Origin of the sequence: Geodermatophilus sp. CPCC 205506 (assembly GCF_051383635.1) — a bacterium.
Classification (GTDB): domain Bacteria; phylum Actinomycetota; class Actinomycetes; order Mycobacteriales; family Geodermatophilaceae; genus Geodermatophilus.
Genome location: NZ_JALPKP010000016.1, coordinates 71,002 through 82,265, shown reverse-complemented (window position 1 = coordinate 82,265; position 11,264 = coordinate 71,002). Strand labels below are relative to the sequence as shown.

General features: G+C 77.6%; 10 protein-coding genes. 6 read left to right on the top strand and 4 right to left on the bottom strand.

Features of this window, described 5'->3' with window-relative positions; translation table 11 throughout:
- Positions 1–19 precede the first annotated feature (19 nt).
- The 3 genes from MY520_RS11425 to MY520_RS11415 are packed head-to-tail and all read left to right on the top strand — an operon-like array spanning position 20 to position 3,990.
- A complete protein-coding gene (locus tag MY520_RS11425; protein WP_436692216.1) occupies positions 20–661 on the top strand; it encodes a flagellar brake protein in 642 nt (213 codons plus the stop codon).
- A gap of 30 nt (positions 662–691) precedes the next feature.
- Entirely contained in the window at positions 692–2,389 is a 1,698-nt protein-coding gene (locus MY520_RS11420) for an ABC transporter (RefSeq protein ID WP_436692215.1), read from the top strand.
- The gene (locus MY520_RS11415) at positions 2,386–3,990 is read left to right on the top strand and encodes a GTPase (RefSeq protein ID WP_436692214.1); all 1,605 of its coding nucleotides are present in this window, start codon (positions 2,386–2,388) and stop codon (positions 3,988–3,990) included. The genes MY520_RS11420 and MY520_RS11415 overlap by 4 nt, the downstream gene beginning before the upstream one ends.
- 18 nt (positions 3,991–4,008) lie before the next feature.
- Here MY520_RS11415 and MY520_RS11410 read toward each other — a convergent pair whose 3' ends face one another.
- Positions 4,009–4,509: an ATP-binding protein gene (locus tag MY520_RS11410; RefSeq protein WP_436692213.1), complete on the bottom strand. Its 501-nt coding sequence runs from the start codon at positions 4,507–4,509 to the stop codon at positions 4,009–4,011.
- Between the two features lie 144 nt (positions 4,510–4,653).
- Between MY520_RS11410 and MY520_RS11405 the strand changes: the two genes are divergently transcribed.
- On the top strand, positions 4,654–5,379 hold the full coding sequence (locus tag MY520_RS11405) for a GAF and ANTAR domain-containing protein (protein WP_436692212.1): 726 nt from the start codon (positions 4,654–4,656) through the stop codon (positions 5,377–5,379).
- Here the strand turns inward: MY520_RS11405 and MY520_RS11400 are convergent.
- Positions 5,368–6,321, bottom strand: a complete 954-nt coding sequence (locus tag MY520_RS11400) for a nucleoside hydrolase (RefSeq protein ID WP_436692211.1) — start codon at positions 6,319–6,321, stop codon at positions 5,368–5,370. The genes MY520_RS11405 and MY520_RS11400 overlap by 12 nt on opposite strands.
- 346 nt (positions 6,322–6,667) lie before the next feature.
- Here MY520_RS11400 and MY520_RS11395 point away from each other — a divergent pair, with 346 nt between their 5' ends.
- Together MY520_RS11395 and MY520_RS11390 are read left to right on the top strand one after the other, a co-directional pair.
- Positions 6,668–7,375: a hypothetical protein gene (locus MY520_RS11395; RefSeq protein WP_436692210.1), complete on the top strand. Its 708-nt coding sequence runs from the start codon at positions 6,668–6,670 to the stop codon at positions 7,373–7,375.
- Positions 7,376–8,114: 739 nt separating this feature from the next.
- Positions 8,115–10,151 (top strand): SpoIIE family protein phosphatase, encoded by a 2,037-nt coding sequence (locus MY520_RS11390; protein ID WP_436692209.1) that lies wholly within the window; start codon positions 8,115–8,117, stop codon positions 10,149–10,151.
- 12 nt (positions 10,152–10,163) lie between these two features.
- Here the strand turns inward: MY520_RS11390 and MY520_RS11385 are convergent, their stop codons facing one another.
- Both MY520_RS11385 and MY520_RS11380 read right to left on the bottom strand, forming a co-directional pair.
- A complete protein-coding gene (locus MY520_RS11385) occupies positions 10,164–10,589 on the bottom strand; it encodes an ATP-binding protein (RefSeq protein ID WP_436692208.1) in 426 nt (141 codons plus the stop codon).
- Between the two features lie 122 nt (positions 10,590–10,711).
- Complete coding sequence (locus tag MY520_RS11380) at positions 10,712–11,242, bottom strand: DUF1697 domain-containing protein (RefSeq protein ID WP_436692207.1); 531 nt, start codon at positions 11,240–11,242, stop codon at positions 10,712–10,714.
- Between the last annotated feature and the right edge of the window lie 22 nt (positions 11,243–11,264).

The following is an 11,264-nucleotide window of genomic DNA, read 5'->3' as shown; positions in this document are numbered from 1 at the left end:
CGCGGAACGGAGAGCACGCATGAGCGTCGTGGCGGGAGTCGTCCGCCCGGAGGTGGACGCCGACGCCGAGGTGACGGCTGCCGGCAGCCGGTTCTCCGTGAGCACCCGGGTCGAGGCCTCCGGCGACGAGCTGCTCGTGCTCCGCCCCTCGAGCAGCGAGTTCGTCGACCAGGAGGTCGTCCGGGTCGGCGACCACGTGGAGGTCTTCTGGCGCGACGCGGTCAGCGGCTGGGCGTTGCCGGCGCAGGTGACCACGGTCCAGCGCGGCGCCGTCCCCCGCTGGCACCTGACCGTCGCCGGCCCCGCGGAGGCCACCCAGCGCCGTGAGGCGGTCCGCGCCCGCGTCGTCCGGCCGGTGCTCCTCGGTGTCAACGGCGTCGAGGTCGAGGGGCAGACCCTGGACCTCAGCGAGGCCGGCACCCGTGTCCTCGTCGAGGCCTACGGCAACCCGCCGCTGCCGGGCAGCACGGTGCGGATCGTGGTCGGGCTGGAGGACGGCGACCTGCCCGTCGCGGCCGAGGTCGTCCGCCAGCGGACCACGGGACCCCGCTGGCAGCTCTCCCTCCGGTTCCTCGACCTGCCCGAGAAGGAGCAGGACCGGCTGCGCCGCCGTGTCTTCCAGGCGCTGCGCGAGGAGCGCTCCGGCCGCTCCGACGACTGAGGACGGCGGTCGCGGGGCAGTCCCCCTGGTGTGACCCTCCCCGCCCGCCTGCCCGAGGCCCTGGCAGCCCTGCGGGACGAGGTCGCGTCCGCGCCCCTCGGCCTGGCCACCCCGGGCAGCGACCCCGCCCGCCGCGCCGCCCGCGGGGTCGTCGAGCAGGTCGACGACTACCTGCTGCCCCGGCTGCGGGACCTGGACGCGCCACTGCTCACCGTCGTCGGGGGCTCGACCGGCGCGGGCAAGTCCACCCTGGTCAACAGCCTGATCGGCGCCGAGGTCACCTCCGCCGGCGTGCTGCGGCCGACCACCCGGTCGCCGGTGCTCGTCTGCGCGCGGGCCGACCAGGCCGCCTTCGCCGGCGAGCGGGTGCTGCCCGGCTTCGCCCGGGTCACCGGCGCCTCCGGCGGCCCCGGCACGCTGCAGCTGGTCCCGCGGGACGACGTCCCGCCCGGGCTGGCGCTGCTCGACGCCCCCGACGTCGACTCGGTGGTCGAGTCCAACCGCGAGCTCGCCGCCCAGCTGCTGGCCGCGGCCGACCTGTGGGTCTTCGTCACGACGGCATCGCGCTACGCCGACGCTGTCCCCTGGGACCTCCTGCGGACGGCGCAGGAGCGGGGCACCGCGCTCGCGGTCGTCCTCGACCGGGTCCCGCCGGGGGCCGCGGCCGAGATCGCCCCCGACCTCGCCGGGATGCTCGAGCGCGCCGGCCTGTCCGGGGCCCGCCTGTTCGTCATCGAGGAGCGGCCGCTGACCGACGGCCGGCTGCCCGAGGACCAGGTCGCCCCGCTGCGGCAGTGGCTGCACGCGCTGGCCGCCGACCAGGAGCAGCGGGCCGCCGTCGTCCGGCAGACCCTCACCGGCGCCCTGGCCAGCCTGGAGGACCGGGTGGCCGGCATCGCCGCGGCCGTCGAGGAGCAGGCGGAGGCGGCGGCCGCCCTGCACGGCGCCGCGGCCGCCGCCTTCACCGCCGCCTACGAGGGCATCGACGACGGCGTGCGCAGCGGGAGCCTGCTGCGCGGTGAGGTGCTGGCCCGCTGGCAGGAGTTCGTCGGCACGGGGGAGTGGATGCGCTCGCTGCAGGGCTCGATCGGCCGGCTGCGCGACCGGGTGACCGCGGCGCTCACCGGGCGGCCGAACCCCGCCGACGACCTCACCGGCGCGCTGGAGTCCAGCGTCGAGACGCTGCTGCGGGCCGAGGCCGACCGCGCCGCCGAGCGCACCGTCACCGCCTGGCGGGCGCTGCCCGGCGGGCCCGCCCTGCTCGCCGTCGCCGACGAGGACCTCGACCGGGTCTCCGACGACTTCCCCGAGGCGGCCGCCGCGCAGGTGCGCGACTGGCAGGGCTTCGTGCTGGACCTGGTCCGGGAGGAGGGCGCCGGCAAGCGCACCCGCGCCCGGGTGCTGTCCTGGGGCGTCAACGGCGCCGGGGCCGTGGTCATGGTCGCCGTCTTCGCCCAGACCGGCGGGCTGACCGGCGGGGAGGTCGCGGTCGCCGGCGGCACCACGGCGCTGGGGCAGCGGCTGCTGGAGGCGGTGTTCGGCGACGCCGCCGTCCGGTCGCTGGCCGCGCGCGCCCGGGAGGACCTCCAGGCCCGTGCCGACGCCCTGCTCCGCTACGAACAGGGCCGGTTCGACGGGCTGGTGGACGACGTCGGCCCACAGCCGGACGACGCAGCCCGCCTGCGGGCGGCCGCCGCCTCCCTCACCACGGCACGGGCCGACGCATGAGGGGGAGGACGCCGCCGCTGGCCGACCGGCTGGCGGCCCTGCGCGAGGCCGTGGAGGTGGCCCAGGAGCACCTCGACCTGGACGGGGCCGGGGAGGCCGACCCGGTCGGCCGGGCCCGCGCCCTCCTCGCCAAGGCCGGCGCCCGCGAGGCGCTCGGCGACGCCACCGTCGTCGCGCTGGCGGGGGCCACCGGCAGCGGCAAGTCCACGCTGTTCAACGCGCTGTCGGGCAGCGAGGTGAGCACGCCGGGCGTGCGGCGTCCCACCACCGGCGTCGCGCACGCCACGGTCTGGGGAGCCGACGGCGCGGACCGGCTGCTCGACTGGCTGGAGGTGCCGCGCCGGCACCGGCACCCGCCGGAGCCCGCGCTGGACGGGCTGGTGCTGCTCGACCTCCCCGACCACGACAGCGTCAAGCTCGAGCACCGGCTCGAGGTCGACCGGCTGGTCCAGCTCGTCGACGTGCTCGTGTGGGTGCTCGACCCGGAGAAGTACGCCGACGCCGCCGTCCACGACCGGTACCTCGTGCCGCTGGCCGGGCACGCCGGCGTGCTGCTGGTGGTCCTCAACCAGGTCGACCGGCTGGCCCCCGAGGCGGTCCGCGCCTGCCTGGCCGACCTGCGCGGCCTGCTCGACCGGGAGGGGCTGGCGCAGACGCCGCTGCTGGCCGTCTCCGCGCGCACCGGCGCCGGCCTGGGCGAGCTGCGCGCGGACCTCGCCACGCGGGTGTCGGCCCGCCGCGCGGCGACCGACCGGCTGACCGCCGACGTCAAGGGCGCGGCCGCCGCCCTCGCCGTCCACTGTGCCGCCGCGCAGGGCGCCTCGGAGGGGGCCGGTGTCGAGCGGCACGACCGCGAGGAGCTCACCGAGGCCCTGGCCGACGCCGCCGGCGTGCCGACGGTCGCCGCAGCCGTGGATCGCTCGGTGCGCCGCAGCGGGACGGCGGCCACCGGCTGGCCGCTGGTGCGCTGGACCCGCAAGCTGCGCGCCGACCCGCTCGACCGGCTGCACCTCGGGGACGACCGGGCGCGCACCTCGCTGCCCGCCGCCGGCACGGTGCAGCAGGCTGCGGTCGCGCGGGCGCTGCGGTCGGCACGGGACGCCGCCGGCGAGGGGCTGCCGCAGGCGTGGCGGGACGACCTGCGTCGCACCGTCGAGGTGTCCGAGGAGCGGCTGGCCGACGAGCTGGACCGGGCCGTCGCCGGGACCGACCTCGGCCCGCAGCGCACGCCGCTGTGGCAGCGCGGCGTGGGTGGCCTGCAGTGGCTGCTGACGCTGGTCGCGCTGGCCGGGGCGCTGTGGCTGCTCGCGCTCGTCGTCCTCGGCCTGTTCCAGCTCGACGACGTCGTCCCGCTGCCCCGGGTGGAGGGGCTGCCGCTGCCCACGCTGCTGCTGATCGGAGGGTTGCTGGCCGGGGCGCTGCTGGCGCTGGTGGCGCGGCCGTTCGTGCGGCTGCGGGCCCGCCGGCGTGCGCGGCGGGCCGAGCAGCGGCTGCGCGCCGCGGTCGACGTGGTGGCGCAGGACGAGGTGCTGGCCCCGATGGCGGAGGTGCGGGCCGGCCACGCCCGGTTCGCCGCCGCGGTGGCCCGCGCCGCTCGGTGATCACGAGGCCTCGCGGCCTCAGTCGTGTCGAGGGACCTCGGGGCTGCGGGGCTCGGGGACGCGGTCCTGCACGATCTCCAGCGGGGTGCGGCCGTTGGGGATGCGCGCCCAGACGTGCTTGCGGCCGGGCCGGCCCTCCCAGCCGAACTCGTTGGAGAGCTGGGCGACCAGGTGCAGGCCCATGCCGCCCAGGGCGGGGTCGCGGTCGACGGCCGGGATGGGCGGGCGGTCCGGCGCCTCGTCACTGAGGTCGAGCAGCCAGCCGTCGGTGCCCGCCACGACCAGGGCGCGCACCGCGCCGCCGCCGTGCCGCAGCGCGTTGGACGCCAGCTCCTCGAACACCAGCAGCAGGCCGTCGCGGGCGTCCTCGGTGGAGGACGAGGAGACCGAGGGGTGGGCGATGCGGGCCCGCAGGTCCGACCGCACGCGCGACACGACGTGCATCGTGTCGAGCTGCCAGTGCCAGACGTCTCCCGGCAGGGAGGGCACCGGCACCTGCGGCCACGGCTCCTGGCCCATCGCCACCCCCTCCGCAGGCCGGTCGGCCGGTGGGGCCGGCCGGACTCCATCCTGACCGAAAGCGCGGCCACCCGCAGCGGCGGGTCGCCGTTGCGCCCGGCCGAGGGGTGCCGGGCGGCACGGAGAAGCGGGCAGACTGGCCGCGTGCAGGAGCTGTGGCGTGACCTGAGCCGGGTGATGCTGGGCGACCGGGCCCTCGACGAGATCCTCGGCGAGGTCACCGACATCGCCGCCCGGAGCATCCCCGGCGCCGAGTCCACCTCGATCACCCTCGTCCGCGGCGACAGGGCGTTCACCGCCGCGCACACCGGTGAGATGGCGCTGGCCGCCGACGAGCTGCAGTACGAGCGCGGCTACGGCCCCTGCATGGACGCCGGCCGGGGCGGCGTGGTGCTGCGGGTCGACGACATGCGGACCGAGCAGCGCTGGCCGGACTACGCCGCGCGCGTGCAGGCGGTCGGCGTCCGCAGCTCGCTGTCGATGCCGCTGCCCTACCAGGGCGCCTCGATCGGCGCGCTGAACATCTACTCCTCGCGGCCGGCCGCCTTCGCCTCGGCCGAGTCCGAGGAGGTGGCCACCGCGGTGGCGGAGGCCGTCGCGGTCGCCGTGGCCAACGCCGACGCCCACGACCGGCTCGGCGAGCAGACGCGCAACATGCGGCTGGCGATGGAGTCGCGGGCGGTCATCGAGCAGGCCAAGGGGGTGCTCATGGCCCAGCGGCACGTCGACGCGGAGCAGGCGTTCGAGATCCTCCGGGACGCCTCCCAGCGCTACAACCGCAAGCTGCGGGAGATCGCCACGGGCATCGTGGAGTCCACCCGCGACGGCCGGTCCGCCCCGACCGCGCCGGGGCGCGGGTCAGCGCAGTGAGCGGGCCAGCGACTCCAGCCGGCTGACCAGGAACTCCACCGCCGCCGGGCTGTCCACCGTCTCGGCTACCTGCACCGCGGTGGGGGAGTCCGACACGGAGCGCCGGTCCACCAGGGTCTGCCCGCGTCCGGCGCCCAGGGTGGTGTCGACGACGACGTCCCGCCGGACGGTGCCGAGCGTGCCCGGGACGATCGCCTCGGTGAGGGCCAGCGCGTCGTGGACCACCACGCCCGTGGTCCCGTACGCCGACCGGGCGTGGTCGAGGTACTGCCGCAGGATCGCCGCGGCCGTCGCGCCGACCGGGCCGGCCGCGGCGAAGCGGGCGATCCCCTCCTCGTCGAGCACGGTGGGCAGGGTGACGTCGAGGCCGACGAGAACCGTCGGGACGCCCGAGCCGAGCACCCGCTGGGCGGCCTCGGGGTCGGCCCAGACGTTGAACTCCGCGGCCGCGGTCACGTTCCCCCCGCGCGCCGCCGACCCGCCCATGAGCACCAGCCGGCCGATCCGCTCGGCGGCCTCCGGATAGGTCGCCAGCAGCAGGGCGATGTTGGTCCACGGCCCGATCGCGGCCACCGTGACCGGCGTCTCCGACGTCGTGAGCAGGTCGGCCAGCGCCACGACGGCCGGCCGGGGGTCCACGCGGCCGGGGGACGGCGGCAGGTCCACCCCGCCCAGGCCGCTGGAACCGTGCACGTGGCCGGCCCGCTCCGGCTGCCGGTAGACCAGCGAGTCCCGCGCGCCGGCGGCCACCGGGACGTCGGACCGGCCGGCCAGGTGCAGCACCCGCAGCGCGTTCTCCGTCGTCTGCGCCAGGTCCACGTTGCCGTGCACCGTGCTCACCAGGCGCAGGTCCACCTCCGGGCTGGCCAGGGCCAGCAGGATCGCCAGCGCGTCGTCGATGCCGGGGTCGGTGTCGATCACCAGAGGGGTGCGGGTGGCCACCGGGCCATCCCACCAGACCCGGGACGTCGGGGTCGTGCGCGTGCGGCCCGGGTCACCGCGCCGCGGGCCGCGGGGCCTCCGGCTCCGACACGCGGGCGCGGCGGGGCGTGTCCCGGCGTGACCGAGGGCCTGACCTGCGGCTTCCACGCTCAGGGGGGCACGGCTTGTCGACAAGTGCGTGCCCCGGAGGAGGGGTGACCGACCGGTCCGGAGAGCCTCCACAACGGTTGGGTCACGCGCCCTCCGGAGGTGGCGCCGGAAGGCCGTCCGCGGGGGCCGTCGTCCCTACCTTTCTCCTTGTCCGCAGCACCTTCCCCGGCTGCGGCACTACCTGCAGGAGGACGTCATGGCGATCGACCGGGCCCTCTCGCCCCGCTCGTCGCGGATGGCGGACGACCTGACGCTGAGCGGACTGCTCGACGTGCTCGACCGCGCGGAGGAGCTGCCGCTGCGGCACCGGCCGCGGCCCGTGCGGGCCGTCGTCACCCGTCCGGGCACGCTGCGCCGTCCGGGTCGTCCGCTGCCCACCGCCCGGCCGGTGCCGGTGCCCGCGGCCCGCCCGCGCCCGGTCGCCGAGACTCCCGCGCCGTCCCCCGCCGCCGAGCCGGTGCCCGCCGAGGCCCCCCGGCCCGGTCTCCGCGTCCGGCTGCGTGCCCTGGTCCGCCGGCTGGCCCTCTGGGGCGCCGGCCCCGAGGGGGCCAACCTCGCCTGGGGCCGCCCCGCCGCCCCGGCTCCGCACCCCGACGCGCCGGTCGTGCTGACCGAGCTGCCCAGCACCCCCACGATCCAGCCCGCGGCGCCTTCCCCCGCTGCGGCGCTCCGTCCGGCCGGGGCTCCCCGGCCGGTCCTCCCGGCCCGGACCGCCCGTCCGGCCGCCGCGTCCCGCGTCCCGGTGGTCGCCCCGCTCGCCCGGCAGGTGCCGGCACCGCGGCCCGCTCCCGCACCGGGCACCGCACGGGCCGGGCGGACGACGGCCGGCCCCCGGGCCTCCTCGGCGGCGAGGTCACGCGGTGACCCGCGGCCCCCACCCGCCCGGGGATCGCCGTCCGGCTGATCCCGAGCGCGACCCCGGCACCGAGCTGCGCCGCCGTCCGCCGCACCGCCCGCCAGCCCGCCGGCTGCCGGCCACCGCCTCCTCCGGTGGCCGCGACCGTCGGACCCTCCCCGACCTCCGCTCCTCCCACCGATCTCGAACCGCCCCTGGCACGCCCCGACGGGACCCCTCCCGCCGCCCCCAGCCGTTCCGCACCACCGGTACACCGCCTCGACCTCCCGCCGACTGCGCCCCGACGCAGCGCGCGGACCCTCCAGGGAGGCGGCGACCGCTGCGCGGCACGACCGGACGGCGACGCACCCCGTCGGCGGACGACAGGTCCGCGCCGGTACCCGCAGCCCCGGGTGTCTGACCGGCTCCGACCTGGCCAGGCGTGCCGTCGAGATCGGGCCGCCGGTCCGCCACCGGCGCAGGGAGTCGACCGCAGGAGACCGGGCCGGGACCGACGCCGGCCGACGGACTGACCGGACACCGCGACGCTGGACGCCCGCCGCCCGGACGTGGACCTCGTGCCCGCGGACACTTCACCGTCCGCACCCCCGCCGCGTGGCGGGCGCCCTCCTCCGGACCGGAGGGCGCCCGCCCCGGCCGCCCGGCCCGGTGTCCGTTCGGCCACACCGGTTGTCGGGAACATCCCCCGCGTGAGACAAAGGTGCGGGCCGTCCACCCCGGAGCGGGTGACCAGCCCCCTGCCGTGGGCGCACCCGCCGCGGGCCCCGGCCGGAATGCGAGTGAGAACGTGAGCCCCGACCGGGCACGCCCTGCCGACGCGGGGCTCGAGCTCCGCTTCCAGCTGGCGATCGACGCGGCCGGCATCGGCGGCTTCGACTGGGACCTCGTCACCGGCCGGCTGGTCTGGGACGACCGGCTCCGGGAGCTCTTCGGCTACGACACCGGCGGGTTCGACGGGACCATCGATGCCTTCACCGCCCGCCTGCACCCCGACGACCGGGACCGGACCGAGGACGCGCTGCAGGCGGCCATCGACACCTGCGGCGCCTACGACGCCGAGTTCCGCATCGTCCTGCCCTCCGGGGAGACCCGCTGGGTGCGCGGCCGCGGCCGGGCCTTCGCCGGTGAGGGCGGCGCCGCCGTCCGGCTGATCGGCGTCGGCTACGACACCACCCGGCAACGGCACGGCGACGCGCGGGTCGCGCGCGTCCTCGAGACGATGAACGCCGCCTTCTTCGCGCTGGACCGCCAGTGGCGGTTCACCTACGTCAACGGCGAGGCCGAGCGGCTGCTCGGGCGCACCCGCGAGGAGCTGCTGGACGGCTCGATCTGGGAGTTGTTCCCCGCGGCCATCGGCAGTGACTTCGAGGTGCACTACCGGGGCGCGGCGGCCAGCGGCCAGGAGCGGGTCTTCGAGGCGCACTACCCGGCACCCCTGGACGCCTGGTACGAGGTGCGCGTCTGGCCGGGCCCGGACGGGCTGTCGGTCTACTTCCTCGACGTCACCGAGCGCCGGGCCGCCGAGGATCGGGCGCGGCGCAGCGCGGCCCGGCTGGCCCTCATCGCCGAGGTCAGCGCGGCGACCGGTGACGCGCTGGCCGCGGGCGCCGCGGAGCAGGCCGCCCTGCAGCGGCTGGCCGAGGCGGTCGTCCCGGTGCTGGGGGACTGGGCGATCGTCAGCCTGATGGGCGAGGACGGCCGGCTGCGGGACGTCGGCAGCTGGCACCGCGACCCCGCGGCCCGGGCGACGGTGGACCGCTACGCCGGCCTGCGACTGGCCGCCATCCGGCCCGACGCGCCCATCATGCGGGCACTCGCCTCCGGCCGGACCCTCACCGTGGACGACGTCGGCGCCGAGGTCGGCCGCACCCTGCCGCCGGGCGAGGCCAGCGAGACGTTCTGGGCGCTGGCCCCCCGGTCGGCGGTGACGCTGCCGCTCGCCGCGCGCGGCCGCACGCTGGGTGCGCTCAGCGTCTACCGGTCCGCCGACCGGCCGCTGGCGGATGCCGACGACGTCGCCGCCGCGCAGGAGGTCGCCTCCCGGGTGGCCCTGGTGCTCGACAGCGCCCGCCTGTACGAGCAGCAGCGCCGGCTCGCCGAGGACCTGCAGCGCAGCCTGCTCACCGCGCCGCCGGTGCTGGACTCCGCGGAGATCGTCGTGCGGTACCGGCCGGCCGTGCAGGCCGCGGAGGTCGGCGGCGACTGGTACGACGCGTTCGTGCAGCCCCGGGGCGGGACCGTGCTGGTCATCGGCGACGTCGTCGGCCACGACACCAAGGCCGCCGCCGTCATGGGCCAGCTGCGTGGGCTGCTGCGCGGGATCGCCTACCGGGAGGGCGTCGGCCCGGCGCGGGTGCTGGCCGACCTCGACGCCGCGGTGGAGGGCCTGGGCATGGACACCATGGCGACCGCGGCGGTGGCCCGGGTGGAGCAGACCCCCGCGCAGCGCGCCGCCGGGCTCACCAGCCTGCGGTGGTCCAACGCCGGCCACCCGCCCCCGCTGCTGCTGCACGCCGACGGGCGGGTGGAGCAGCTGTCCACCCCGCGCGCCGAACTCATGCTGGGCGTCGACCCGGCGGCGCCCCGCACCGACAACGTGGTGACCTTCCGCCGCGGGGCCACCGTGCTGCTCTACACCGACGGGCTGGTGGAGGGCCGGGGGCTCCCGCTCGACGACGGCATGGCGCGGCTGCGCGACGCGCTGGCGGAGCTGGGGCGTCTGCCCCTCGAGCAGCTCGGCGACGCGGTGATCGAGCGACTGCGCCCCGACGGCCTGGAGGACGACATCGCCCTGGTCGCCATCCGGCTGCACCCGCAGGACTGACGCGCTCGGCGGTCAGCTCCTCAGCACCGCCCAGACGTGCTTGGCGTCGGCGGTGACGTACCAGCCGTGCTCACTGGCGAGCTCGGCGATGAGGTAGAGGCCCAGGCCGCCCTCGCTGGGGTCACGGCCGACGGCCGGCGCCGGAGGGGAGGCCGCCGCCCGGTCGGAGACCTCGATCAGCCAGCCGTCCACGGTGACCCCGACGGCGGCCCGCACGCCGCCACCGCCGCCGTGGCGCAGCGCGTTGGAGGCCAGCTCGTCCAGCGCGAGGACCAGACGGTCGCGCAGGTCGGCGAGGTCCGGCCCCGCGAGGTACCGGCGCAGCGCGGCGCGCACCGCGGGCAGTTCGGCGACGTCGTCGAGCTGCCAGTCCAGGCCGTCCCGCGACGTGGGCGGGGTCGCGGACGGCCACAGTGATCCGGCCGTCTCGCGTGTCACTCCGTTGGCCCCCTCATGTGCTCGACGGCGCCCGGAGGCGCGCGCTTCCCGCGGCCCGCGGGCGAGCCGAACACCTGCGTATGCGTCAGGAGGAGCCCCGGTAAACGTGGGTGAGACCGGTGTCACACACCGGCCAGCGCGGCGACCTTCCGCACGGTGTTCCAGTTGCGCGCTGTGCCGGGGACCCCGAGCAGCGTGTCCCAGTCCCAGGCGGCCAGCGGGGTGTTGGCGACGCCGTCGGGCAGCCAGAGGTAGAGCTCCCGGCCGACGACGCGGTACTCCCCGACGTCGGCCGGGGGCAGCGCGGCGATCTCCTCCTTCCCGGGCGGGCGCGGCAGGAAGGTCACCAGGTAGCGGGCCGGGTCGGTGGCGACGGCGCCGAGCGGGTCGGCGTCCACCACGGCGGCGACCTCCTCGGCGGTCCGGACGACGACCGGCGAGAGGAAGCCGAAGCGCTCCTGCACCGCCGCCTCCACGTCCCGGGCCAGCGCGGCCTCGCCCAGCGGGCTGTCGAGGACGACGTTCCCGCTGCGCAGGTGGGTGCGCACCCCCTCGTGGCCGCGCGCGGTGAGCGTCTCGCGGAGCTCGGCCATCCCCACCTGCCGGGCCTTCCCGACGTTGCTGCCACGCAGCAGGACGACGTAGCGGGTCACGCGCGGGACCGTAGCGCGGGAG

Coding starts and splice junctions, on each gene's coding strand:
- MY520_RS11425 (WP_436692216.1), top strand. CDS start 20: ATGAGCGTCGTGGCGGGAGTCGTCCGCCCGGAGGTGGACGCCGACGCC.
- MY520_RS11415 (WP_436692214.1), top strand. CDS start 2,386: ATGAGGGGGAGGACGCCGCCGCTGGCCGACCGGCTGGCGGCCCTGCGC.
- MY520_RS11410 (WP_436692213.1), bottom strand. CDS start 4,509: ATGGGCCAGGAGCCGTGGCCGCAGGTGCCGGTGCCCTCCCTGCCGGGA.
- MY520_RS11395 (WP_436692210.1), top strand. CDS start 6,668: ATGGCGATCGACCGGGCCCTCTCGCCCCGCTCGTCGCGGATGGCGGAC.